Annotated in this window: 21 protein-coding genes; 6 read left to right on the top strand and 15 right to left on the bottom strand. The window is 42.7% G+C overall.

Annotation, left to right across the window (positions count from 1 at the left end; translation table 11 throughout):
• Window positions 1-2 precede the first annotated feature (2 nt).
• The 5 genes from hflD to AAC854_RS04100 all read left to right on the top strand — a co-directional run bounded on the left by hflD (window position 3) and on the right by AAC854_RS04100 (window position 5,957).
• Window positions 3-629: a high frequency lysogenization protein HflD gene (hflD, locus tag AAC854_RS04120; protein WP_340616005.1), complete on the top strand. Its 627-nt coding sequence runs from the start codon at window positions 3-5 to the stop codon at window positions 627-629.
• A 51-nt stretch (window positions 630-680) separates the two neighbouring features.
• On the top strand, window positions 681-2,051 hold the full coding sequence (purB, locus tag AAC854_RS04115; protein WP_340616004.1) for an adenylosuccinate lyase: 1,371 nt from the start codon (window positions 681-683) through the stop codon (window positions 2,049-2,051).
• A gap of 517 nt (window positions 2,052-2,568) precedes the next feature.
• A complete protein-coding gene (gene phoP / locus AAC854_RS04110) occupies window positions 2,569-3,252 on the top strand; it encodes a two-component system response regulator PhoP (RefSeq protein ID WP_340616003.1) in 684 nt (227 codons plus the stop codon).
• Entirely contained in the window at window positions 3,245-4,702 is a 1,458-nt protein-coding gene (gene phoQ / locus AAC854_RS04105) for a two-component system sensor histidine kinase PhoQ (protein ID WP_422824044.1), read from the top strand. Before phoP ends, phoQ begins: the two co-directional genes overlap by 8 nt.
• Before the next feature lie 133 nt (window positions 4,703-4,835).
• Entirely contained in the window at window positions 4,836-5,957 is a 1,122-nt protein-coding gene (locus AAC854_RS04100) for a ribosomal protein uL16 3-hydroxylase (RefSeq protein WP_340616001.1), read from the top strand.
• Between the two features lie 176 nt (window positions 5,958-6,133).
• Here AAC854_RS04100 and pepT read toward each other — a convergent pair whose 3' ends face one another.
• The 5 genes from pepT to lolC form a co-directional block, all read right to left on the bottom strand.
• Window positions 6,134-7,378 (bottom strand): peptidase T, encoded by a 1,245-nt coding sequence (gene pepT / locus AAC854_RS04095; protein ID WP_340616000.1) that lies wholly within the window; start codon window positions 7,376-7,378, stop codon window positions 6,134-6,136.
• A 64-nt stretch (window positions 7,379-7,442) separates the two neighbouring features.
• Window positions 7,443-8,273 carry a Sir2 family NAD+-dependent deacetylase gene (gene cobB, locus AAC854_RS04090; RefSeq protein ID WP_340615999.1) on the bottom strand — a complete coding sequence of 277 codons (831 nt, stop codon included), beginning with the start codon at window positions 8,271-8,273 and terminating at the stop codon, window positions 7,443-7,445.
• Between the two features lie 188 nt (window positions 8,274-8,461).
• Complete coding sequence (gene lolE / locus AAC854_RS04085) at window positions 8,462-9,709, bottom strand: lipoprotein-releasing ABC transporter permease subunit LolE (protein ID WP_340615998.1); 1,248 nt, start codon at window positions 9,707-9,709, stop codon at window positions 8,462-8,464.
• Window positions 9,709-10,440: a lipoprotein-releasing ABC transporter ATP-binding protein LolD gene (gene lolD / locus AAC854_RS04080; protein ID WP_340615997.1), complete on the bottom strand. Its 732-nt coding sequence runs from the start codon at window positions 10,438-10,440 to the stop codon at window positions 9,709-9,711. The genes lolE and lolD overlap by 1 nt, the downstream gene beginning before the upstream one ends.
• On the bottom strand, window positions 10,433-11,635 hold the full coding sequence (gene lolC / locus AAC854_RS04075) for a lipoprotein-releasing ABC transporter permease subunit LolC (RefSeq protein WP_340615996.1): 1,203 nt from the start codon (window positions 11,633-11,635) through the stop codon (window positions 10,433-10,435). Before lolC ends, lolD begins: the two co-directional genes overlap by 8 nt.
• A 647-nt stretch (window positions 11,636-12,282) precedes the next feature.
• Between lolC and mfd the strand changes: the two genes are divergently transcribed.
• Window positions 12,283-15,732, top strand: a complete 3,450-nt coding sequence (gene mfd / locus AAC854_RS04070) for a transcription-repair coupling factor (RefSeq protein WP_340615995.1) — start codon at window positions 12,283-12,285, stop codon at window positions 15,730-15,732.
• A gap of 153 nt (window positions 15,733-15,885) precedes the next feature.
• On the opposite strand, the gene umoD is transcribed toward mfd, so the two are convergent.
• The 10 genes from umoD to mltG all read right to left on the bottom strand — a co-directional run bounded on the left by umoD (window position 15,886) and on the right by mltG (window position 25,397).
• On the bottom strand, window positions 15,886-16,350 hold the full coding sequence (gene umoD, locus AAC854_RS04065; protein ID WP_340615994.1) for a UmoD family flagellar biogenesis regulator: 465 nt from the start codon (window positions 16,348-16,350) through the stop codon (window positions 15,886-15,888).
• A gap of 835 nt (window positions 16,351-17,185) precedes the next feature.
• Window positions 17,186-18,490, bottom strand: a complete 1,305-nt coding sequence (locus AAC854_RS04060) for an NAD(P)/FAD-dependent oxidoreductase (RefSeq protein ID WP_340615993.1) — start codon at window positions 18,488-18,490, stop codon at window positions 17,186-17,188.
• Window positions 18,491-18,912: 422 nt separating this feature from the next.
• Window positions 18,913-19,935, bottom strand: coding sequence for a beta-N-acetylhexosaminidase (nagZ, locus tag AAC854_RS04055; protein WP_340615992.1), 1,023 nt, complete (start codon window positions 19,933-19,935; stop codon window positions 18,913-18,915).
• A gap of 167 nt (window positions 19,936-20,102) precedes the next feature.
• Window positions 20,103-20,987, bottom strand: coding sequence for a phosphotransferase (locus AAC854_RS04050; RefSeq protein ID WP_340615991.1), 885 nt, complete (start codon window positions 20,985-20,987; stop codon window positions 20,103-20,105).
• Window positions 20,950-21,519 carry a penicillin-binding protein activator LpoB gene (gene lpoB / locus AAC854_RS04045; protein ID WP_340615990.1) on the bottom strand — a complete coding sequence of 190 codons (570 nt, stop codon included), beginning with the start codon at window positions 21,517-21,519 and terminating at the stop codon, window positions 20,950-20,952. The genes AAC854_RS04050 and lpoB overlap by 38 nt, the downstream gene beginning before the upstream one ends.
• Before the next feature lie 50 nt (window positions 21,520-21,569).
• The gene (gene hinT, locus AAC854_RS04040) at window positions 21,570-21,920 is read right to left on the bottom strand and encodes a purine nucleoside phosphoramidase (protein ID WP_099113227.1); all 351 of its coding nucleotides are present in this window, start codon (window positions 21,918-21,920) and stop codon (window positions 21,570-21,572) included.
• A gap of 25 nt (window positions 21,921-21,945) precedes the next feature.
• Window positions 21,946-22,725 carry a metal-dependent hydrolase gene (locus AAC854_RS04035; RefSeq protein WP_340615989.1) on the bottom strand — a complete coding sequence of 260 codons (780 nt, stop codon included), beginning with the start codon at window positions 22,723-22,725 and terminating at the stop codon, window positions 21,946-21,948.
• A gap of 22 nt (window positions 22,726-22,747) precedes the next feature.
• A complete protein-coding gene (gene holB / locus AAC854_RS04030) occupies window positions 22,748-23,737 on the bottom strand; it encodes a DNA polymerase III subunit delta' (protein WP_340615988.1) in 990 nt (329 codons plus the stop codon).
• Window positions 23,734-24,375 (bottom strand): dTMP kinase, encoded by a 642-nt coding sequence (gene tmk / locus AAC854_RS04025; protein ID WP_340615987.1) that lies wholly within the window; start codon window positions 24,373-24,375, stop codon window positions 23,734-23,736. The genes holB and tmk overlap by 4 nt, the downstream gene beginning before the upstream one ends.
• Complete coding sequence (gene mltG, locus AAC854_RS04020; protein WP_340615986.1) at window positions 24,372-25,397, bottom strand: endolytic transglycosylase MltG; 1,026 nt, start codon at window positions 25,395-25,397, stop codon at window positions 24,372-24,374. Before mltG ends, tmk begins: the two co-directional genes overlap by 4 nt.
• Window positions 25,398-25,401 lie beyond the last annotated feature (4 nt).

The following is a 25,401-nucleotide window of genomic DNA, read 5'->3' as shown; positions in this document are numbered from 1 at the left end:
TTGTGGCTAAAAATTATTACGACATTACGCTGGCGCTGGCAGGTATCTGCCAGTCAGGCCGTCTGGTACAAAAGCTTGCTCATGAAGGCCAGTGTGATAATGATGCTTTTGAAATGATGCTCAACAGTATCTTGAATATGAATCCGGCATCCACCTTGGATGTTTTTGGCAACAATGCCTGTAACCTCCGCATTGGCCTTGATGCTATGCTGGGCATGTTCAATGGCTCACATAGCGGCGTTTCTGCTGACCTTACCCGCTATATGCTGGGTTTAATGGCTCTGGAACGTCATCTGAGTAAAAATCAATCTTCTGCTAATGAATTAGCAAACCGCATCAACCAGTTAGAACGTCAGCAAGCCTATTTTGAACCGATGTCAGAAGGGATGCTCAACGCTCTTGCTGGGATTTATGTCGACGTCATCAGTCCACTGGGGCCTCGTATCCAAGTGACAGGGTCACCTGATGTATTACGTAATACACTCATTCAGGCAAAAGTCAGATCAGTTTTACTGGCGGGCATTCGCAGTGCTGTTTTATGGAAACAAGTTGGCGGTACCCGCCTGCAAATCATGTTTTCCCGTCAGCGCCTGATCAAACAGGCAAAAGATATTCTTGCTCGTTGTTAAACAAAAATTATCAGACACAAATTGTTAAATAAAATCCGGGAGTTGCTACCAATGGAATTATCCTCACTGACCGCTGTTTCTCCAATTGATGGCCGTTACGGCGATAAAGTCAGCGCGCTACGCGCCATTTTTAGTGAGTTCGGCTTACTGAAATTTCGTGTGCAGGTCGAAGTACGTTGGCTGCAAAAACTGGCCGCTACAGCAGAAATCAAAGAAGTCCCTGCTTTTGACGCCAACGCAAACGCTTACCTTGATGAAATTATTGCAAATTTCAATGAACAAGATGCGTTGCGTATCAAAGAAATTGAACGCACAACCAACCATGACGTTAAGGCTGTTGAATATTTTCTGAAAGAAAAAGTCGCACATATTCCGGCTTTGCATCAAGTTGCGGAATTTATTCATTTTGCCTGCACATCAGAAGATATCAATAACCTGTCACATGCCTTGATGCTTAAAACTGCCCGTGAAGAAGTTTTATTGCCTCAATGGCGCCAGTTGATCGACACCATCACGCGTATGGCGCACGATTATCGCGATCTTCCTCTGCTATCACGTACTCACGGGCAACCAGCGACCCCTTCTACCGTCGGCAAGGAGCTGGCTAACGTAGCTTATCGTATGGAACGCCAATTCCGTCAGCTCAGTCAGGTAGACATTCTGGGTAAAATCAACGGGGCAGTCGGTAACTATAATGCGCACCTGTCAGCCTATCCACACATTGACTGGCATCAATTCAGCGAATCATTTGTGACTTCTCTGGGTATCCAATGGAATCCGTATACCACACAGATCGAACCTCATGACTACATTGCAGAACTGTTTGATTGTGTAGCGCGTTTCAATACCATTCTGATCGATTTTGATCGCGATATCTGGGGTTACATCGCCCTGAATCATTTCAAACAAAAAACCATTGCTGGGGAAATCGGTTCTTCCACCATGCCACATAAAGTCAATCCAATTGATTTCGAAAACTCAGAAGGAAATCTGGGATTGGCAAACGCCGTTCTGGGGCACCTTGCCAGCAAACTTCCTGTTTCCCGTTGGCAGCGTGACTTAACGGATTCAACCGTGCTGCGCAATCTTGGCGTAGGTCTGGGATATGCTCTGATTGCTTATCAATCCACGATGAAAGGGTTAAGTAAGTTAGAGGTTAATGAACAACGCCTACTGGATGAGCTGGATCACAACTGGGAAGTGCTGGCGGAGCCTATTCAAACTGTTATGCGCCGTTATGGCATTGAAAAACCGTATGAAAAATTGAAGGAATTGACACGCGGTAAACGTGTTGATGCAGAAGGAATGAAAACGTTCATCGATGGCCTTGAACTTCCTGAAGCGGAAAAAGAACGCCTTAAATCCATGACGCCAGCAAATTACATTGGTTATGCCACTTCGCTGGTTGATAAGTTGAAGTAAACGTTCTTCTATGCAAATGGGCGGATATATTCCGCCCATACTCAATACGCCTCATCCAAATTGTACTTCAACGACATTTAACTGATTTTCTTAATTAGCTGAACTTCCTACCAAAAATCACCTGCAAATCTTATGCTTTCAGTATTAAAACAGAACTGAAACGAAAATAACTCTCTATTGGGAACCATAGTTAATGCGTAGATAATCACAGAGTTTGAAGAAGTGAATAAAATCAGCAGAACAATGGGTTAAAATATAGAGAGCAAACTCTCCAAAAACAGCCTAACCTTATATAAAATATAAATAGGTTGTAAATTTATTTTCTATTTCTATCTAAACATTTGTTTTTAAATGGTTCACTCATTAACATACCAACAAAGTCTAAATAGTTACTATACTTAAGGTTACTCATAAAAAGAATTACCCATAATTTTATTTAATATTTATTGACGAATTTGACTACTTAGCTATTTTAAATTTACTTGGTAAACGTTACTGATTAGCATAAGGAATCATTATGCGGATATTGATTGTTGAAGATAACGCATTACTTCGTCATCACTTAACCGTACAACTGCGGGATATTGGGCATCAAGTCGATGCTGCGGAGAATGCTAAAGAAGCCGATTATTATCTTAAAGAAAGTCATCCTGATATTGCTATCGTTGATCTGGGTTTACCTGGCGAGGACGGGCTGAGTATGTTACGCCGTTGGCGTAATGAGCAGATTAACTTACCTATCCTTGTCCTTACTGCTCGCGATAGCTGGCAAGAAAAAGCGACTGTGTTAAACGCAGGAGCAGATGATTATGTGACTAAGCCTTTCCATCTGGAAGAAATTAATGCCCGGATACAAGCATTAATGCGACGTAATAATGGTTTGGCATCACAATTAGTTGAAATTTCACCTTTTTTAATTGATCTTTCACGAAAAGAGTTTTCTATCAATAGTACCAATATCAAGTTGACCGCCTTTGAATACACTATTATTGAAACCTTGATGCGTAATAATGGCAAGGTTGTCAGTAAAGAGTCGTTAATGCGCCAGTTATATCCTGATGCCGAATTACGTGAGAGTCATACAATTGATGTATTAATGGGACGATTAAGGAAAAAAATATTGAGTGAATGGTCCAAGGAGGTGATAGTCACCGTCCGTGGTCAAGGATACCGTTTTGACGTGAAATCACATGATGCGTAATTTCGCTGAAAAACATCTTTCTTTAAGAACCCGGTTCCTCATAGCAACAGCAGCGATTATTTTAGCCTTAACGCTATCATATGGAATTGTCGCTATTGTTGGGTATTTAGTGAGTTTTGATAAAACAACCTACTCTATACTCCGGAGCCAAAGTAATTTATTTTTTACGCTTGCTCAATGGAATAACGACAAGCTGGAAATTCTTATTCCAAAGCATTTTTCCATGAACCCACGCTTATCAGTTCTGATTTATGACAATAAGGGAAATATACTCTGGCGTCAGAATAATGTACCTGAACTGGAAAAAATGCTCGACCCTAATTGGCTGAAAAAAGATGGCTTACATGAACTAGAGACAAATCTCAAAGAAAAAGGGGATTTTCTTTATAATCAGGCATCAAATCAAGGCGATAAAAACAAGTCAGTCGACGATAATGATGTGTTGTTAACCTATTCGGTGGCGGTCAATATTTATCCCGCAACTGATAGGCTGCCTGCATTGACTATCGCCATTATTGATATCATGCCACAGGATGTACAAGAATCAGCGAAGGTCTGGGAATGGTTTGGATATGTGTTAATAGCCAACCTACTGCTGGTTATTCCACTCATTTGGCTTGCTGCTGATTGGAGCCTTCGTCCCATTAAGTCACTGATTACTCAAATAAGCTCTTTAGAAAACGGAGAACGAGAAAAACTTGATGAAAATCCCCCCACAGAATTAAAAAAACTGGTCAGGAACTTAAATTCCCTATTAAACAATGAGCGTAAACGCTATGCAAAATACCACACAACGCTTTCTGATTTAACGCATAGCCTGAAAACACCTTTGGCAGTGCTGCAATCGACCCTGCGCTCTCTGCGTCCCCCTCAAAAAATGACCATTGAACAAGCTGAACCCATCATGCTTGAGCAAATTGATCGGATATCCCAACAAATCGGCTACTATCTGCATCGAGCCAATATGCACAGTGATCATCCCCTGCTCCTTAGACAAGTTTCTTCCGTCCCAACCTTGCTGGATAGCCTTATCAGTGCGCTGACGAAAGTCTATCAACATAAAGGCATCAGTATTACGCTGGATGTATCCCCTGAAGTGACATGGCTAGGTGAAAAGAATGACTTTCTGGAAGTCATGGGAAGTATTCTGGATAACGCCTGTAAATATTGCCTGGAGTTTGTCAGAGTCACCGCCACCATGGGAGAAAACTCTGTCACCATAATAGTTGATGACGATGGTCCCGGAGTACCACCAGACAAACGTGAAATGATTTTTCAGCGTGGGTTACGAGCTGATACATTGCGGGTAGGACAAGGGTTAGGTCTGTCGATAGCTTCTGAAATTGTCGAGCAATATGCAGGCACTATCAGTATTGAAGATAGCCCACTTGGTGGGGCCAGAGTGAGCGTGATATTTCGGGTGCAGCAAATCAATGTCGCTGATAGCTAGGTGGCTGATACCTAGCTGTCTGATAGTTAAGTGATTGTCATAACAATCGCGAAATATTTCAACCAAATCTGATATCGCCGTTAACTATTCGTTATAATAGCGCGAAATTCACTTCTCACTTCAGGATGTCACCATGGATTATCAGCTGAATCTGGACTGGCAGGCGTTTTTGCAAAACCACTGGCAAAAACGACCATTGCTGATTAAGCAGGGTTTCCATCAGTTTATCGATCCCCTTTCTCCCGATAAACTGGCGGGTCTGGCGATGGAAAATGAAATTGATAGCCGTTTGGTCAGCCAGAAAAACGGGCGCTGGGAAGTTTCCCATGGGCCATTTGAATCCTACGACCATTTAGGCGAGAAAGACTGGTCATTGCTTGTACAGGCCGTCAACCATTGGCATCTCCCCTCCTCTGCACTTATGAAGCCTTTCCGTGTGCTATCTGACTGGCGCACGGATGATTTGATGATCTCTTTCTCTGTGCCCGGTGGTGGTGTCGGCCCTCATCTTGATCAATATGATGTTTTTATCATTCAGGGAAAAGGTCGTCGGCGCTGGCGCGTAGGCGAGAAAATACCAATGAAACAACATTGCCCTCATCCTGATTTATTACAGGTTGATCCCTTTGAGGCAATTATCGATGAAGAAATGTTGCCGGGCGATATACTTTATATTCCACCGGGTTTCCCACACGAAGGCTATGCTATTGAAGATTCGCTGAATTATTCGGTCGGATTCCGTGCCCCCAACGCCCGTGAGTTATTCAGTGGATTTGCTGATTATATTCTGGCAAATGAATTAGGCAGCTATCGTTACAGCGATCCTGACCTGAAATTCCGTGATAATCCAGCCTTGGTCCAAACAAATGAACTGGATTCACTGCGTTTAATGATGCGTGAATTGCTGGAACAACCCGAAACTTTCCAAAACTGGTTTGGTGAATTTATCTCGCAATCACGCCATGAATTGGATCTTGCACCACCTGAACCACCTTATGAAAGTGACGAGATTTATGAATTGCTGAAACAGGGTGAAGAGCTAAATCGGTTGAGTGGATTGCGCGTCTTGCGTGTCGGTGATCAATGTTTCGTCAATGGAGAGTTGATGGATACTTCTCATATCCACGCTGCTGATGCGCTTTGTCAATATGATAAAGTCAACGCCAGTCTTTTGGGCGATGCGATCGATGATGTTCGATTTATCAGCCTGCTCACAGCCTTAGTCAATAGTGGTTATTGGTATTTTAATGATTAATTCGTGAACAAAGGGGCGCTCTTTTGCCCCTTTTCTCATATTTTCTAACCTGAGATACTTATTTCTGAACCGTTATCGCTAACCGGGGATTCAGGCTGTTTTACTGAATTCTGTTTTACTGAATCTGGTTTATGTTATCGGTTATAAAGGGAAAATAGCCTGTTGGTGTCATAGCATTAATCAGGTATTGCTCTATTTTCATGACTTGCTGCCAATTCAGCAATCCGCATGATAACGCTAACTGCCTGCTCCATACCTTCCAGCGAAATGAATTCGTGCTTACTGTGATAATTATATCCTCCGGTAAAAATATTCGGACAAGGTAACCCACGATAAGATAACTGTGCTCCATCCGTACCACCCCGAATTGGCTGGATAATCGGTTCAATACCACAATCCAGCATGGCTTGTTTAGCCAACGCAATCACATGCGGATGTTTAATTATCTCATTGTGCATATTGTAATAATCATCATCAATCGTCAGCTCTATATAGCAATCCGGATGCAGCCTTTTTCCTACTTTTCCAGCAATGGCGAGTAGTGTTTTTTTACGTTTATCAAAATTTGTACTGTCGAAATCCCGGATGATATAGTGCATCTCAGCACGCTCTACCGTGCCTTTCATGTTCAGCAAATGATAAAAACCTTCACGATCTTCTGTATGTTCAGGCGTCTCTTCGGCTGGCAATTCATGGTGAATACGCATTGCCAGTGACAAGGCATTGACCATTACGCCTTTGGCACTGCCGGGATGAGCTGTGTTACCCGCAATCTTAATAAGCACTGATGCTGCATTAAAGTTCTCAAATTCCAATTCCCCCACACCTCCGCCATCAACGGTATAGGCCCATTCAGCACCAAAAGCCGCTATATCAAAATAGTGCGCCCCTTTCCCAATCTCTTCATCAGGCGTGAACGCAATCCGGATATCGCCATGCGGAATATTTTTTTGCTGCAAACGCACCATAGCGGTAATGATTTCAGCGATACCTGCTTTATCATCCGCACCTAACAGGGTTTTTCCATCGGTCGTAATCAACGTTTTTCCCAGCAAGTTATGCAATATCGGAAACATCACCGGCGACAGCACTTCATCGCCTATTCCCAATGCAATATCACCGCCACGGTAATTTTCCAAAACTTGAGGATTAACATGCTTTCCAGAAAAATCCGGTGAGGTATCAAGATGCGCAATAAAGCCAATCACCGGTACAGGCCAGGCAACATTTGATGGTAATGTAGCCATAACACATCCTCGCTCATCGAAAGTAGTATCGGCAAAGCCGAGCTGAATCAGCTCCTCATATAAGGCGTTAGCGAGTTGTAGTTGACCACCGCTGCTGGGAATGGTCTTAGCGGATGGTTTTGATTGAGTATTAAATGCAATATATTTAAAAAAACGCTCTAATAGTCTATCCATCTTCTCCCCCTAATTTATGTGGGTTTATTATGAAGAAGATGAATAGAGCAGGTATTGCGTCAAATCAGCTTTTATCTGCCTTCACCTGCTGAATTAAAGACTGAACATATTGAGTAACAATTTCGCTGGCATAGCCATAGTGTTTTTCATCGAACTGACTTTCAACCTGACTGGGTTCCAGATTCAGCTCAACCGTATGTGCTCCAGATAATTTTGCTTCATGTACAAAACCGGCAGCAGGGTAAACGTGACCTGATGTTCCGATAGCGATAAAGATATCGGCGTCAGTCAAAGCAGAATAGATTTGCTCCATACCTAATGGCATTTCCCCGAACCACACGACATGAGGACGCAACAGAGATGGGAATTGGCAACAATGACAACGCTCTTCCATGCTTAGTTCAGCCGTCCATTCAATCACCTGCCCAGACTGGCAACAACGGACTTTCAGCAATTCACCGTGCATATGTAACACACGGTGATTCCCCGCACGTTCATGCAAATTGTCAATATTTTGTGTCACCAATAGAAAATGGTCACCAAGCACCCGTTCAAGCTCTGCCAAAGCATAATGCGCTGCATTAGGCTTAATTTCTGGTTGTTGGAGCTGTTCCCGCCGTGCATTGTAAAAAGCCTGTACTAAACTCGGATCACGCTGGAAACCTTCAGGTGTAGCAACATCTTCAACACGATGCTCTTCCCACAGGCCATCGGAAGAGCGAAATGTCTGAATGCCTGACTCAGCAGAAATACCCGCTCCAGTCACCACCACCACATGGGGTTTTCTTATTTTATTTGCCAATTGAGTATCCCTGTAAAAAATTTGTCTTTGCAGCCTCTGCCGCCGTAACCGTCTAATCCGGCAGAATTGACTATACCGATAACGAACCCGCATATGGCTATTTCCTTAAGGAACGATGTTCTTAAAGAGTGATTGCTTAAAAAACCGATTCTTTAAATGCCCTTCATTCTTAATCACTATTCCACTCAGAACATGCGCCTAAGAGCGTTTTGCTGATCCATTTTTTACCGATTGAAGATCATACAATAGCGTGATTAGATATATGTTGACACTTTGGCTTATTATTGACCACTCAAAATTCGGGCTGGATCAAGCTTACTGGCCCGACGAGCAGGATACCAACTAGCCAATAAACTCAATACCAATGTCGTTAGCAAAACATAAAAAACATCCATCATATGTAATTCTGACGGCAGAAAATCAATAAAGTAAATATCGCCTGACAAAAATTGATGCCCAAGCAGTTTTTCCAGTCCTTTAATAATAGTCGTCAAATTTAATGATGTGAAAACCCCGACAACCACGCCGATGATGCTACCAATCATGCCCGCCAGTAATCCATACCACAAAAATATGGCCCTGATATGGCTGTCTTTAGCGCCCAGTGTGCGCAAAATAGCAATATCGCTGCTTTTATCTTTCACGGCCATAATCAGCGTTGAAATGATATTAAAACAAGCGACACCGATAACCAGCACCATAGCCAGATACATAATGCCGCGTATCATCTGGATATCGTTGTACATATAGCCATAATCTTTTAACCATGTGCTGATATAAACATATTTCTCAGTCGCTTTACCTGCCTCTAAAACCCGCTTCTCCGCAGCAAAAACATTGTCGGCTTTGATAGCAATTCCTGTAATGGCATTGCCATAATCCAGATATTGCTGGGCATCAGATAAAGGCACCAAAGCAAAATTGTGATCTAACATTCCTCCCAATTGGAAAATGCCGGCAACTTGTAAGCGGATACGTTTAGGTTGTAAGAGTTTCAGGCTCGGATCAGTATTGGGAAGCATAACCGTCAGCCAGTCACCTTGTTTTACATTCAGTGAATTCGCCACACCCTTCCCCAAAATTACCTGATGCTTACCTGCCCTGAACGTTTTCCACGCTTCATTACGCACAAACTGAGGTAAGCTGCTGACTTCCGCTTCAGTTTCCAGATCCACACCCCGCAACTGTACAGCATGGAGCTTTTCGCCACGTTCCATCAAGCCAGTAAGCGTAATATAGGGAGACGCCCCCACAATACCCGGAGTCTGCCTTACACGCTCAAGCGCCGGTTGCCAATCTTGAAAAGGCTGCTCTACTGCATAAATCTGCCCATGTGGAACAACGGAAAGTACCCGGTTTTTCAGCTCTCGTTCAAAACCATTCATAGCACTCAGACCAATAATCAATACTGCAACGCCCAGCATAATTCCCAGTGTCGAAATGACAGAAACCAGAGATACCATCCCTGAACGACGGCGGCCCCGGCTGAACCGTAAAGCAGTCAGTAATGCAAGAGGCAGGTTTGCCATTACATCTCTCCCGTTAGGGTTAATTCATCCTGTAAATACCCATCACGCATTTCTACCTGACGTGTCAGTTGGTCAGCTAATTTCAAGTCATGAGTCACAACCAGAAATGCCGTGCCCTGCCGCTGGTTTAACTCCTGCAAAAGCTGAAACACACTGTCTGCATTACGCTGGTCAAGATTACCGGTTGGTTCATCCGCCAATACTAATGAAGGCTCATTGACCAACGCCCGGGCAATCGCTACACGCTGCCGCTCCCCTCCTGACAGCTCGGATGGCCGATGTTGTGCCCGATGTTCCAACCCAACAGCCGCCAGCATCTCCAGCGCTTTTTGTTGTGCCAGACGTCTCTTACTGCCAATTGATTTCCCACCAATCGATTTCCTTCCAATCAATAGCGGCATGGCAACATTTTCCAGTGCATTAAAGTCAGGCAATAAATGATGAAACTGGTAAATAAAACCAATTTCATTGTTGCGCAATTCTGCCCGCGCAGAAGAGGACATATCGTTCAGTGACTGCCCCTTGAAAAGCACTTTTCCCGAAGTAGGGGAATCCAAACCACCAAGTAAATGTAAAAGCGTACTTTTACCTGACCCCGAACTCCCGACAATAGCCATCATTTCTCCTTGCTGCATGGAGAAAGTGACATTTTTCAATACTTCTGTGGAAACCTTTCCTTCCTGATATTTTTTGCACAGGTGATGACACAGCAATAAAGGTTGGTTACTCATAACGTAAAGCCTCAGCAGGTTGAGTGGCAGCCGCGCGCCAGGAAGGATATAAAGTCGATAATAGGGATATCAGCATTGCACTGATAGCGATCATCACCACTTGCGTGGTATCAATCGCAACAGGTAATTGAATGCCTTCAACCAGCAGGCCAACAACCGGCATAAGATTATTTAACTGGCTGGAAAGCAGCACCCCCAATCCAGTTCCCAGTAAAGTACCAATGATGCCTGCTCCTGCGCCTTGGATCATGAAGATTGCCATTACCTGACGTCGGGTCAGCCCTTGCGTTTGCAAAATGGCTATTTCCCCCTGTTTCTCCATCACCAGCAAAGAGAGAGAAGTAATAATATTAAAAGCAGCAACAGCAATAATCAGGCTCAACAATAAACCCATCATATTTTTTTCCATGCGGACTGCCTGAAAAAATTCTCCCTTGCGTTCACGCCAATCTTTCCAAATCAACCCTTCCGGCAGAGTTTGTTGGCTCAATTCATCAACCAACAGGGGTTCATTGAGATACAAGCGCCAACCTGTAATATTACCAATAGGATAACGTAACAATCGCGCTGCATCCTGCTGATTAACCAGCATTTCTGTATCATCAGCCTCACTATTGACAAAGAACGTGCCAGCGACAGTAAATAACCGCTGGCTGGGGATCCTCCCCATCGGCGTCAATTGACTGGCACTTGGTACAATAACGCGGATTTTATCACCACGTTTAACATTCAATTTTGCAGCCAGTCTTTCCCCCAGAATGACAAAATATCGCCCTGGTTGTAACTGGCTACGATCAGCATTGACAATATGTTCTGCCAATGGGGAATATTCATGTGGAGTGATACCCAACATAACACCAACCCCAACATTACCGGGGCTTTGTAACACTACATCTCCTTGCACAATAGGTGTAATGTTGTTAACACCTTTTAATCCTTTCAATTGATCACTCGGATGATCCACCGGATTAATAGAACCTTTTTCCGATGTGATGATAGCCTGAGGCATAAAGCCTAAAATACTGCTCTCCAGTGAGCGCTCAAAACCGTTCATTACTGACAATACGGTAATCAGTGCAGCCACCCCCAGCGTAATGCCAATAGCTGATAACCATGAAACAAAACGGCCAAATTTATCGACCGCTCGTCCGCGCATATAGCGCAATCCTATAAATAATGAGACAGATTGAAACATGAAATCCGCCGTATCAAAGAAGTTTATTTAGAAACAATAGATTAATAAGAAAATTCATTTTTAACCTCTATTTTTTGTACGCATTATGTACAAAACTCAAATCCATATAGTTCACTTGTTACATATTATCATCGTTTGGCAGAGATTTACTTATCACCACTCCAGGTTGAAGGTAAAAAAATGTCCCCTTTCCACTTAAAGATATCGTTTAATCTGATTATTGATAACGTGGGTATATAAAAATGAATTCAGACAACAAATTCTACCGATTTTAAACTAGAAAATTCACTTTCAACGTAAACCTTATTCACCCAAAAAACGCCGTCCTAAGATATTCTCAACATTTATAGATATGCAGGCTACCCAGTTAACGATACGATATTTTTCACCCGGATTAAGAAATGCCTGTTCTTTTGCAGTGACTCAAGTTGGCTGTACAATCTATCCTTACATGAAATCTGCTACTCTCCTGTTGCCAAAGCAAAGTGTACGAGGATAATAAAGGGTAGCTGTACTTTATGGAGCCATTCACATCCCGGTTCTGTTTTTTTTACTTTCTCTCAACCTGCCAGCTTATTTATTACAAGGCTACTGGGTCAAAAGTGTGTTGGGAATGAACTGAATCTTAGAGAACACATCAAACACTTATGTCAGCAAAAAATCGTTATCAACTTCCTGAACGCCGCGGTGATATCCGCCAATTAGGTCACTTGACCGGTGCCGCCTGCGCTGTCGAATGCGCTGCAATCATTGAACGCCACTCAGGGCCAATACTGCTGGTGACAAAGGATATGCAGAATGCCCTTCGATTGCGCGATGAAATCCAACAATTCACCCACGCACCAATAAATATGATGTCAGATTGGGAAACCTTGCCCTATGATAGTTTCTCTCCTCATCAGGAAATCATCTCTAACCGTTTGTCCACGCTGTATCACTTGCCATTCATGACAAAAGGCGCATTAATTCTACCTGTCAATACATTGATGCAACGTGTCTGCCCCCATGAGTACCTCAAGGGACATGCTTTGGTCATGCACAAGGGACAACACCTTTCCCGTGATAAACTGCGGGCAGAATTGGAACAAGCCGGTTATCGCAGCGTTGAACAGGTGCTTGAACATGGTGAATTTGCTACGCGCGGCGCCTTGTTCGATCTGTTTCCAATGGGCAGTGGATATCCTTATCGCATTGATTTTTTTGATGATGAGATCGATAGCCTCCGCACCTTTGATGTGGATACCCAACGAACGCTGGCAGAAGTGGAAAAAATCAGTTTATTGCCAGCCCATGAATTTCCAACTGACCAAGATGCGATTGAACTATTTCGCAGTCAATGGCGAGAGCAGTTTGAAGTTCGCCGTGATGCTGAACATATTTATCAGCAAGTCAGTAAAAAAGTGTTACCCGCCGGCATTGAGTATTGGCAGCCACTATTCTTTGAACAGCCCTTGCCGACCATCTTTGATTATCTACCCGAAAATACGCTGCTTATCACGCAGGATTTTATCAGTGCTGCTGAGCGATTCTGGCAGGATACAAAACTGCGGTTTGAAAGCCGCAAAGTTGACCCCATGCGTCCGCTACTCTCCCCTGAGCAGATTTGGTTGCCGGTCAATAAGCTATTCTCAGCGTTAAAAAACTGGCCTCGTCTTCAAGTTGATAACGAAACACTTCCTCAAAAAGCAGGAAACACCAATCTTGCTTATCAAGTTTTGCCTGATCTATCGGTGTCCCCACAACAAAAAGCGCCTTTGGATAAATTGCGCCGTTTTATGGAGCAGTTTAACGGTAAGATCGTGTTCTCAGTGGAAAGTGAAGGACGCCGGGAATCCGTACAAGAATTGTTATCACGAATCAAAGTTAATCCAATCAAAATAAGCCAGCTAACAGATGCTGATAAACCCGGCCATTTTTTGATGATTGGGGCATCAGAGCACGGTTTTATTGATGAAGACCATAAACTTGCGCTTATTTGTGAAAGTGACATGCTTGGGGAGCGAGTCAGTCGCCGCCGTCAGGATAACCGGCGTACTATCAATACTGATACGCTAATCCGAAATCTCGCTGAGTTACGGCCCGGTCAGCCTGTCGTACATCTTGAACATGGTGTCGGGCGTTATCAAGGGTTAACAACGTTGGAAGCGGGCAGCATCAAGGCTGAATATCTTATCCTTACCTACGCAGGAGAAGACAAACTGTATGTACCTGTCTCCTCTCTCCATCTTATAAGCCGTTATGCTGGTGGTGCAGAGGAAAACGCACCGCTGCATAAATTGGGGGGAGAAGCATGGAGCAAGGCTCGCCAAAAAGCGGCCGAAAAAGTGCGTGATGTTGCCGCCGAACTATTAGATGTTTACGCCCAACGCGCCGTTAAGCCGGGTTTTGCCTTCAAGCAAGATCGCGAACAATACCAACTGTTCTGCCAGAGTTTCCCATTCGATACGACACCTGATCAGGAACAGACCATTAACGCTGTATTGGGTGATATGTGTCAGCCCATTGCTATGGATCGTCTGGTATGTGGCGATGTCGGGTTTGGAAAAACGGAAGTGGCGATGCGTGCCGCCTTTCTGTCCATTACCAATAACAAGCAAGTCGCCGTACTTGTACCAACAACCCTATTGGCGCAGCAGCATTATGATAATTTCCGTGATCGCTTTGCGAACTGGCCTGTGCACATTGAAGTTATGTCACGCTTCCGCAGTGCAAAGGAACAACAACAAGTCATTGATATGGCGGCTGAAGGGAAAGTGGATATCATTATTGGCACCCATAAACTTCTGCAAAGTGATCTGTGCTGGAAAGATCTCGGCTTGCTAATCGTTGATGAAGAACATCGCTTCGGGGTTCGCCATAAGGAACGTATTAAAGCCATTCGGGCAGATGTTGATATCCTAACGCTTACTGCAACGCCAATCCCCCGTACACTCAATATGGCAATGAGTGGCATGCGCGATTTGTCCATTATCGCCACTCCTCCTGCCCGTCGTTTGGCAGTAAAAACCTTTGTGCGGGAATATGACAGCCTTGTTGTTCGTGAATCCATCCTGCGTGAAATATTGCGTGGCGGGCAAGTTTATTATCTTTATAACGATGTCGAAAACATTGAAAAGGCAAAAGCACGATTGGAAGAACTGGTTCCCGAAGCCAGAATTGTTGTAGGACATGGTCAAATGCGTGAACGTGATTTGGAACGCGTTATGACAGATTTCCATCACCAACGCTTTAATGTTTTGGTGTGCACCACCATTATTGAGACAGGTATTGATATTCCCAGTGCCAATACCATTATTATTGAACGCGCTGATCATTTTGGGTTGGCTCAATTACACCAATTACGTGGACGTGTCGGCCGTTCCCATCATCAGGCCTATGCTTATTTGCTGACACCACATCCTAAAGCCATGACCAGTGATGCCCAAAAACGGCTGGAGGCTATCGCATCTCTTGAGGATTTAGGCGCTGGTTTCGCATTGGCGACTCATGATCTGGAAATCAGAGGGGCAGGTGAATTACTGGGTGAAGATCAAAGCGGGCAGATGGCCAGCATCGGTTTCACCCTCTATATGGAATTGTTGGAAAGTGCTGTTGATGCACTCAAAAATGGGCGTGAACCTTCACTTGAAGATCTCACCAATAACCAGACCGACATAGAGCTACGCATGCCGGTACTTTTACCCGATGATTATATCCCGGACGTAAACTTGCGCCTGTCTTTCTATAAGCGCATTGCCAGCGCGCAAGATAATGCCGAATTGGATGAATTGAAAGTTGAACTCATCGATCGATTTGGTTTATTGCCTGATCCGGGACGCCAACTATTACAATCGACTTCCATTCGCCTGATAGCCCGTAAATTGGGTATCAAACGTATTGAAGCGCATGAGAAAGGGGGGTTCATTGATTTTAGCAATGATAATAAAGTCGATCCTAATTATTTGATCGGTTTATTACAGAATCAGCCTCATATCTATCGACTAGATGGCCCGTCTAAACTGAAATTCATTACAGAATTGACGGAGCGAGCGGCTCGTTTATCTTTCATTCAACAATTGTTAGAAGCGTTTATTCAACATCAGAATTGTCCCCAATAGCCTTTAATCTGTAAATTAAAAGTTGAGGGGTTAATTTTATGATTGCACTGTTTTGCTAATACAGCTCACTAATGTAATTTCAGGTGAACTACCCGCTAAACAGTGTAATCTTCTAATTAACCCTCTATTAAAGAGTATCGTGAACGTATTATTCTACTGTGTTTTTAGAATTAATTGGCCTTTCTCATTTAAAGGAATCGTTTCCCCTGGTATATATGGTATCCTGATTTTTCCTGGTTTATCTCCGATATAATAAACGACATCGTACCCAACAACACGTGGTTGCTTAAGATCAACGGTGACGCAATTTTTTAGTTCCGAATGCTTTAACGCAGGGTATTCCCTCTTTACTTTTAAGGTATTAATAAGTGTTAATATACGATATTCATGATTCGGTAAAAAACTTTCCGTAATATCTTCTACTGTAGCAGGAATGGGAGATTCTGTGATATGGCAATAGGATTGACTAACCGCAACAGTTGATCTAATAGGCTTCGAGTATAATACTTGCGCAACGCTGGGACGCGGGGATTCAAAGTAAAACGTTGCAGCAGTACCAATAATGGCAATAGTAATTATTGAACCAATTACATACTGTCTTATCTTTAATTTAACCACATAGCACCTTGATATATTAATAGTTTTCCACATATTTTGTATGGAAAATATTTACCGATATTTGATGTAAACTAAAAATGCGCTAAATTCGTTATTTAAGAAAAATCCTATTCCCTTAATCTAATATAATAAAACCATTATCATTCAGTAATGAGATTTAATTTTCCTCATCTCCTCTATAAAGCACACAAAAGTGTATTCAAACTTTATCTTTTTTATCTCAGCGCAGTCTAGATCCAGAATAGAAAATAAAGTGGTTTAGTCGGAAAATCTATAATTTGATATTCTTCTCTTCTGTGCCAAGAAAAGTTGTAACATAATGAAAGTAAACATCCTTATAGAATAAGATGTTATATATCTATATGTTATATAACTACAAACCGAAGTGTATTAATACAACCAGTAAAGCGGCAACTCGAAAAATGAAGGACATACATCATTTATAATGTATCCAATTCTAACAGTCAGATCAAAGTTGTGATACTACAGTAACCTAACGAAAACTGGCTTTATTACAACGATTAATTAGCTACACTGATAAATTATTCCATTTACCCACAGGTAACACATACTCCATTGAGTTATCTGGGTTTACTGTTTTTAATGTATAAACAATAACAACTTAATTATGTTAATATATTTTATATATAACAATAATGAGTTAACTCAAATGGATAGCTGTAATTATATTAAATACAGTTTTATTCATTATAATAAATAACTGAGATAGATTTAGATAAGAATAATTATGATATGTATAACAATAAATATAATAAGGAGGAAAATGGCTCATCTGGGTTGATTATGTCTAGATGAACCATTTTCAGCTAACTGATTAGTGTAACTTCAACCGTGGACGAATAACACGGTTAATTCCACCAACCAACATCATCAAGCCTGTTTTAATGTATCCGTGCAAAGCGACTTGGTGCATCCGATACAAGGAGATATAAACTATACGGGCAATACGGCCTTCCACCATCACTGATCCACGCATTAAGTTCCCCATCAGGCTACCAACTGTACTGAACTTCGATAGTGAAACCAATGAACCATGATCTTTATAAACATATTCTTTCAATGGTTTTTCATTCAGTAATGCCAGAATATTATCATAACAACGGCTTGCCATTTGGTGAGCGGACTGAGCTCGGGGAGGGACAAAACCACCCTCTTTTTTCGGGCATGATGCACAATCCCCAATGGCGAAAATACGATCGTCCAGTGTGGTTTGCAAAGTTGGTTTCACCACTAATTGGTTAATACGGTTTGTTTCCAATCCGCCAATGTCTTTCATAAAGTCCGGTGCTTTAATTCCTGCCGCCCAGACCATCAGGGAAGCTTTGATCTGTTCACCATCTTTAGTATTCAGGCCGTATTCATCGGCACTGGTCACCATTGTCTTGGTTAAGACCTTGACACCAAGATTAGTCAATTCTTGATGGGCCGCACCAGAAATACGTGCCGGCAATGCAGGCAAAATTCGTTCACCAGCCTCAACCAGAGTCACATTTAAAGCATCGGAACTCAGGCTTTCAAAACCATAATTATGAAGCTGCTTGACCGCATTATATAGCTCAGCAGAAAGCTCAACACCCGTTGCGCCGCCACCAACAATCGCGATATTCACTTTTTCTTCCGCACATTGATTTGCAGAGTATTTCAGGAATAAGTTCAGCATCTCATTGTGGAAACGATGTGCCTGATGCGGGTTATCAAGGAAAATACAGTTTTCCTTCACTCCAGCCGTCCCAAAATCATTCGACTGGCTGCCCAATGCCATGACAAGAATGTCGTAGGCCAACTCACGCTCTGGTACCAACAAATCACTGTCTTCATCACGGATTGCAGCCAAAGTGATTTTTTTCTCTTCACGGTTAATATCCGTGAGCGTACCTAGCTGAAAATTGAAATAATGGTTGCTGGCATGCGCTAAATAACTCAGTGCATCAACACCATCATCCAGGGAACCTGTTGCTACTTCATGTAATAACGGTTTCCATAAATGGCTGTTATTGCGATCCACCAAAGTAATTTCGGCTTTTTGCTTACGACCCAATTTATGTCCCAAACGCGTTGCCAGCTCTAAACCACCAGCGCCCCCACCAATGATGACAATTCTTGTCTTTGGCGTTGTCATGACTACCCCACTGAAAATACAACATAATGTTATGTAAGGTGTTAACTTACTTTTTTGAGCAAAAACCTTGGATAACGTCCTTAAATAACACCAAGCTAAATAAATTTCATACTGCAAATATCTCCAGAATATCATGGCCGGTCAGTTGGTCATACCAAAAATAGCCTCAATCAAATTCTTTTGATTAATTAGACAACAATCACAAAATTTGTATGATAATTTTCAATTAATTAGACTTAAAGCGGATTTATGAATAATTAACATTGTAAATGTTAATATTGTGTGAACATGAGATTTTCAGGGCAAAATATCATACTATCGGAGAGAAAGACGAGAAATAGCATATTGAAGAGAAATAAGGAATAAGATCACCAGTGGCACTCCTATTCCCGGCTTTATTGAAATAAGTCTATATTATTCAATCAGGATTCACATCTTAGCCATTCTTCGCACAGGCCGTGCAAGGCTTTATTAGCCTGTTGCCAACGGTCCGATTTCTGCAATTCTTCCAGACTAAATTGTTTACCTCGATGATATAACCGTGTGACTTTACCTGAGTCGATAATCGGAAGGTTATCCAGTACACTGACAGCCCCTTCCCGATTGTTACACACCAAGATCATGTCACAACCAGCATTCAATGAAGCTTTTGCGCGTTCGGAGTAACTACCCATAACTGCGGCACCTTCCATTGATAAATCATCAGAAAAAATGACACCTTCAAAACCCAGTTTCTCACGCAATATAGATTTCAGCCAATACGGTGAACCACTAGCAGGGCGATGATCTACCTGAGGGTAAATAACATGGGCAGGCATAATGGCATCCAGCAGATTGCGCTGGATAAAATCACGGAATATCACCATATCGTGACAACTAATGGCATCCATTGAACGGTTGTCCCTCGGTGTTTCTTTATGTGAGTCTGCCGTCACTGCCCCATGCCCCGGAAAATGTTTACCCGTCGATCTCATTCCCGCAGAATGCATGCCTTTAATAAATTTTTCTGCCATAACCATTGCAGGCTCAGGCTCTTCATGAAATGAACGCTCTCCAATTGCCGTACATTTATGCCCCAAATCCAACACTGGCGCAAAACTGATATCGATATCCATTGCGATCATTTCTGATGCCATCAGCCAACCAGACTCTTCTGCCAAATGTGCTCCCATAAGCAAATCATTCATACAGGCAAATGACTGTGCTGCTGGTAAACGAGTGAAACCTTCATGAAACCGCTGAACACGCCCGCCTTCCTGATCCACTGCAATCACCAGACGATGATGGGAAGCCTCGCGGATTTGACGAATTAATTCACGTAACTGTTTTGTATCATGGAAATTGCGGGTAAACAGAATTAAACCGCCCACTAATGGATGTTGCAGAATTTCTCGTTCTTCATTATCCAATTCATAGCCAACAACATCTAACATTACTGGACCCATAATTCCTCACTTCTTTTTATTGGTTGCTATCTATATCCGTCGTCTTTCAAGTTGCCGCTTTGTTGGCTGCATCTTGAAATCCATTGGGTATATGATTAATTATCATTGATTAAAATTACACCAGCGCACCATGCCAGTGTGTCAGCCAATGTGCCAGTATCAATTTGTTACGACAGTTTAAAAGCATGGCGCAAAGGATACGCCAGTGATAAAAATTGTTGCTCTTTCGTTTGCTGCCAGCGTACTTCATACCACATCAGCATCATGTACTTAACCCACGGTTCCCATCGTTCAATCTGCTGCTGTAATCGTTGAATATCTGAATACCCTGACATTTGGATGCAATAGTAATTCAAAAAGGTTTTTTGCTGTAGTTTATCCCATTGATTTCCTTTAAAGAGAACAGCCAATGAGAAACCAATATCAACATCAGCAGCATATTCCCAATCAATCAATTTTAGCCCATCTTCGGTCATTAACAGATTATCAGGGTGAACATCCATGTGAGCCGGAGCGATTTTTAATGCGGCAGGTGTTCTGGCAGCCATAAATAATTTATGCAGGCGTAACCAACGAGGGGATAGACGTTTCCGATCTATTTGCTGCCATTGATATGCAATTTGCTGCTTAAGCTTAAGGGGATAGCCCAATGGAGAGTGGCTGTGAAGAGTGGCAAGCGTTTGAGCCAATGATTGTTGTATAGCTGGTGAACTCAATGTATCAGCATCTACTTTTGTTCCCGTGAGCCATTCCAGCAATAACCAAGTTTCGTTCGTCGCCAATACTTTAGGTGCAACACCAGTAGGAGATAACCTGCGCAAAATCTGATTTTCCCGCTGACGTTTTACTCCCAGCGTACCACTATATGATGTTTGTGCGCGTCCAACCATCTGACGAACACCATCCGTAATGTAATAACTTGCCTGTGTCAGACCCGTTAATGGCCTAATTTTCCAAGAATCTACTGGAGTATCAGGCCATTGCTGAGACAACATCTTTAACAAAGAATGATGGTTAGTTAACGTCACCACGACCAGACCAAAGTATCTCACCGGTTTTAACCAGCAACAGTTGCATCTCTATGTCACGTTGACCATTGTGGCTGGAAATTGCGGTATACAAAACATAATCAGCATTCAAATAACGCGCGAGACCAATCGATTTACTGCGTAACCCCAAACTATCTTCCGATGACAATCCCAAAGCCTGCCGAGCAGTATGAACTTGAGATTTCGGAACAACCTGAAAGACTTGTTTGTTACTGATTACATCCGTAATCGCATCTGTCGCTTTCAGTGTCCGCAATGAGCTATTGGTATTGTTTTTGACAGAATCAACAAGCAATACTTTTCCTGCTTCCACCCCGTTAGCCTTAACCATCTGCTCCACCAATGGCTGGACGACACTATTCCAATTAATAGACTGGATCTTAGGAGGCTGAGGAACTTTTTCCGACGGTTTTACCGGCGGTTCCTGTTTTTTCTTTGGTTCCACGGGCGTAACAGGAGCAGGCTGTTGCGTTGTTTCAATTACACAACTTGCCAGCAACATTGCTGATAATATAACAAAGAGAATTCTTTTCATTAATCTACCCCAGTTACATCGCTACCTTGTACCGATACTCATGAATAATATTATTTTGCCAAAAGCGGGCCTAATGGTCGTCCACCAACTAAGTGCATATGGATATGGAAAACTTCCTGACCAGAGTGACGATTACAGTTCATAATCAAGCGATAGCCATCTTCTGCAATACCTTCATCTTTCGCTATTTTTGCTGCAACCGTAAATAAACGACCCAAAGCAAGCTCATGCTCAGCGGTAACATCATTCACTGTCGGAATCAGCACATTAGGAACAATCAAAATATGTGACGGTGCTTGTGGGGAAATATCACGGAATGCTGTGACTAAATCATCCTGATAAATAATATCAGCAGGAATTTCACGGCGAATAATTTTGCTAAAAATAGTTTCTTCTGCCATCTTATTTCTCCTTTTCCACTTAATTTTATGCAATATTGACATGAAACAGTTCACAAAAGTTTTTTGTGGTCACTGCTGCCAATTCTTCAATACTAACGCCTTTTAAAACTGCCATATATTCAGCAACATCACGCACATAAGCAGGCTGATTCTGTTTACCGCGATAGGGAACAGGTGCTAAATAAGGTGAGTCAGTTTCCACCAAAATACGGTCAAGTGGTACAAATCTTGCCGCTTCGCGGATCTGTTCTGCATTGCGGAAAGTAACAATACCAGAAAAAGAGATATAAAATCCCAAATCAAGCAAAAGCCTTGCTGTTTCTTTATCTTCTGTGAAGCAGTGCAAAACACCACCACATTCTTGCACTTTCTCTTCCCGTAACACCATCAGTGTATCGTCCCTTGCCTCGCGGGTATGCACAATCACCGGCTTGTTTAGCTCACGACCGATACGGATATGCTCACGAAATGATGTTCTCTGGAGTTCAGCGTTTTCTTTCTGATAATAATAATCCAACCCCGTTTCACCCATTGCTATGACATCCTCATCCGCAGCCAAACGGGCAAGTTCCTCAAAATTATAACCTTCATCCAGATTCAATGGGTGGATGCCACAGGAGTACGCTACATTTTCCCGTTTGCCAATCAGGCTTTTCATTTGTTGAAACCCGGGCAATGTAGTCGCTACTGCCAACATATACTTAACATCGCGTTCTGCGGCTTTAGCCACGACATCATCTACACTTTTGTGCAGTGTTTCATAATCAAGGCAATCGAGATGACAATGTGAATCAACTAAAAACATAATATGCTCATATCTAAATAAGTTACTGTGTGAGGCCGAGTTGCTTTTCCCAATTGAGTAATTGTTCTGTCAGCAATAATTCACGATTGATACCCACCACAGATAATAATTGATGACGACAACGCATCCAATCATCAACCGTGCTTAACAATCTTTCCGCACTTTGGGCAGAGGCAAGGAGATAAATCAAAGCCTGCTGATCCTGGTTAACGCAGTAATGTTGCACTTGCTGCCGACATTTTACAGCATCTGATAATAAACTGATCAACCAATGTAAGGATTGCTGTACATCATCACGATTCAACAATGGCAAAAGCGACAAGGTATCACAATTATGTAATGCCTGTGTAATCGCCTGACAAAGTGAATTTCTTTGATGCCACTTTTCAGTCTGAAGTAATTTTTCCGCTGCCAGTGGCGCTCCCTGAGAAAGCCTTAATGCTGTCTGCGCATCCAGCGATGATACAGACGGAAGCTGATTTTTAAGCCAGTAAAGCCCTATGGAATTTTCGGGCGCTGGGAGGAAATAATAAAAACAACGGCTACGCAGTGTTGCCAGCAAATTTGTGGGATGTTGACACCGCAACAGAAAATACGTGTTTTGAGGTGGCTCTTCCAATGTTTTCAATAAGGCATTGGATGCAGCATCAGTCAGGGATTCTGCTAATGGCAACCAGGCAATTTTTGCCCCTCCTTGCTGGGAATACTCATAGAGTTTTTCATTAAGATGACGCACGGCATCCACTCCAATGATATTTTTTCCCTTTTCAGGAGCAAGAACGTGCCAGTCAGAATGAGTTTCTGCCAACATTAAATGGCAGCCGTGGCATTTGCCACAGCTTTTCAGACCCTGTTTATTCTGGCACATTAACCAGCGGCTCAATCCATACAATAATGCATCTGCACCCGTCCCTTCATGCGCATGAAGTAGAATTGCATGATGCCCCCGCCCTTGTTGGTGGAATTCAACTAATTGGCGGTACGCATGATTAAGCCACGGATACCAATTCATGCCTGCGTTTCCTGTTCTTTTAACCAATTCAGTAAGGTATGACGTATATCATCCTGCACTTTCTCTAATGACTGAGTTGCATCTACCTTTCTGATGCTGTCATTCTCTGCCACTAATTCGAGATACTTTTCACGTGTGCGATTGAAAAAATCCAACGATTCTTTTTCAATACGATCCAATTCACCACGTTCACGAGCACGCTGTAAACCTACTTCTGGAGGTAAATCAAGATAGATAGTCAAATCAGGATAAAAGTCACCTAACGCAGCTTCGCGCAATGATGCCATCAGGTTTTGAGCAATACCACGCCCCCCCCCCTGATAAGCTTGAGAAGAAAGGTCATGACGATCACCAACAACCCAAGTTCCCTTTGATAGCGCTGGTTTGATGATATTTTCTACCAATTGAACTCTGGCAGCATATAGCATCAATACTTCTGCTTTATCTGTCAGTGATTCGCCTTCGATCCCCTGCTTAATTAGCTGACGTAACTTTTCTGCCAATGGTGTTCCACCAGGTTCCCGGGTAAAAATCAGATCAGAAATACCATACTGTTTCAACGTATCAACGATTGTTTGGATCGCAGTCGTTTTTCCTGCGCCCTCAAGCCCTTCGATTACAATAAATTTGCTGTTCATTTATCCTGCTTTAACTTCTGACGATAAAGATTTACCGCCTTATTATGTGCTACCAGATTAGTGGTGAATGTATGGCCGCCATCGCCATTCGCCACAAAATATAAATACTCAGTGACAGCAGGATGGGCTGCTGCTTTAATCGAAGCCAAACCTGGCATAGCAATAGGTGTTGGCGGCAATCCATCAATCATATAGGTATTGTACGGTGTAAGGGTAGTGAGATTGCTGCGAAAAATCGTACCTGTGTATTTATCTCCCAAGCCGTAAATAACTGTCGGATCAGTCTGTAACCGCATCTTTAACCGTAGACGATTCAAGAATACAGAAGCAACTTTGGTGCGTTCAGATTCAATTGCTGTCTCTTTTTCGATGATGGATGCCATGATCAACATCTCATAAGCATTCTTATACGGGAGATTCGTTTCGCGGTTTTTCCACTCCTGATCCAGTACTGTTTTCATTTTGTTATGCGCCCGCTTGAGTAATTCCACATCACTCGTGCCCGCTGTATACAGATAAGTATCGGGATAAAACCACCCTTCCAGTGATTCTCCCTCTTTCATTCCCAATGCGTCAGCCAGCTCCTGTGCAGTTTTACTTTCCGCTTCATGCTTTAAGTATGGCGCATTCTGCAAAATTTTTGACCAATCAGAAAGGCGGCTCCCCTCCACAAAACGGATAGTAAATTGGGTTTCTTTACCACTGGCAAACAACTGCAAAACGGCTCTTAAGGACATCCCTTTTTGCAAACGATAAGTTCCCGCCTTAAATTTTGCCAGTTCAGGCTTAAGTCGAAATAACCACGGCAATAATCGATTATTTTCAATTAATTTCTGCTGGATCAGTAAGGTTTCCAGTCCTGTTCGCCCTGTGCCCGCCGGTACAGTAAATATAAGCTCTTGATTAAGATTAATATCCTGATCTGCAAAATTTTCTATTTTTTTCACAAAAGAAAAGAATACGATCACAGCGATTGCGATAATCAATCCGGGTAGAATGAGAATGCGCTTTTTTAGTTTCATTCGG

Origin of the sequence: Xenorhabdus entomophaga (genome assembly GCF_037996725.1) — a bacterium.
Classification (GTDB): domain Bacteria; phylum Pseudomonadota; class Gammaproteobacteria; order Enterobacterales; family Enterobacteriaceae; genus Xenorhabdus; species Xenorhabdus khoisanae.
This window is presented reverse-complemented; position numbering and strand designations above follow the sequence as displayed.

Excerpts from the sequence above, each read along its gene's own strand:
- hinT (WP_099113227.1), bottom strand. The coding sequence starts at position 21,920 with ATGGCAGAAGAAACTATTTTTAGCAAAATTATTCGCCGTGAAATTCCT.
- tmk (WP_340615987.1), bottom strand. The coding sequence starts at position 24,375 with ATGAACAGCAAATTTATTGTAATCGAAGGGCTTGAGGGCGCAGGAAAA.
- AAC854_RS04100 (WP_340616001.1), top strand. The coding sequence starts at position 4,836 with ATGGATTATCAGCTGAATCTGGACTGGCAGGCGTTTTTGCAAAACCAC.
- AAC854_RS04035 (WP_340615989.1), bottom strand. The coding sequence starts at position 22,725 with ATGTTTTTAGTTGATTCACATTGTCATCTCGATTGCCTTGATTATGAA.
- lpoB (WP_340615990.1), bottom strand. The coding sequence starts at position 21,519 with ATGAAAAGAATTCTCTTTGTTATATTATCAGCAATGTTGCTGGCAAGT.
- lolE (WP_340615998.1), bottom strand. The coding sequence starts at position 9,709 with ATGGCAAACCTGCCTCTTGCATTACTGACTGCTTTACGGTTCAGCCGG.
- pepT (WP_340616000.1), bottom strand. The coding sequence starts at position 7,378 with ATGGATAGACTATTAGAGCGTTTTTTTAAATATATTGCATTTAATACT.
- lolC (WP_340615996.1), bottom strand. The coding sequence starts at position 11,635 with ATGTTTCAATCTGTCTCATTATTTATAGGATTGCGCTATATGCGCGGA.
- holB (WP_340615988.1), bottom strand. The coding sequence starts at position 23,737 with ATGAATTGGTATCCGTGGCTTAATCATGCGTACCGCCAATTAGTTGAA.
- purB (WP_340616004.1), top strand. The coding sequence starts at position 681 with ATGGAATTATCCTCACTGACCGCTGTTTCTCCAATTGATGGCCGTTAC.
- lolD (WP_340615997.1), bottom strand. The coding sequence starts at position 10,440 with ATGAGTAACCAACCTTTATTGCTGTGTCATCACCTGTGCAAAAAATAT.
- nagZ (WP_340615992.1), bottom strand. The coding sequence starts at position 19,935 with ATGGGTCCAGTAATGTTAGATGTTGTTGGCTATGAATTGGATAATGAA.
- phoP (WP_340616003.1), top strand. The coding sequence starts at position 2,569 with ATGCGGATATTGATTGTTGAAGATAACGCATTACTTCGTCATCACTTA.
- mfd (WP_340615995.1), top strand. The coding sequence starts at position 12,283 with ATGTCAGCAAAAAATCGTTATCAACTTCCTGAACGCCGCGGTGATATC.
- mltG (WP_340615986.1), bottom strand. The coding sequence starts at position 25,397 with ATGAAACTAAAAAAGCGCATTCTCATTCTACCCGGATTGATTATCGCA.
- phoQ (WP_422824044.1), top strand. The coding sequence starts at position 3,245 with ATGCGTAATTTCGCTGAAAAACATCTTTCTTTAAGAACCCGGTTCCTC.
- AAC854_RS04060 (WP_340615993.1), bottom strand. The coding sequence starts at position 18,490 with ATGACAACGCCAAAGACAAGAATTGTCATCATTGGTGGGGGCGCTGGT.
- cobB (WP_340615999.1), bottom strand. The coding sequence starts at position 8,273 with ATGCGGGTTCGTTATCGGTATAGTCAATTCTGCCGGATTAGACGGTTA.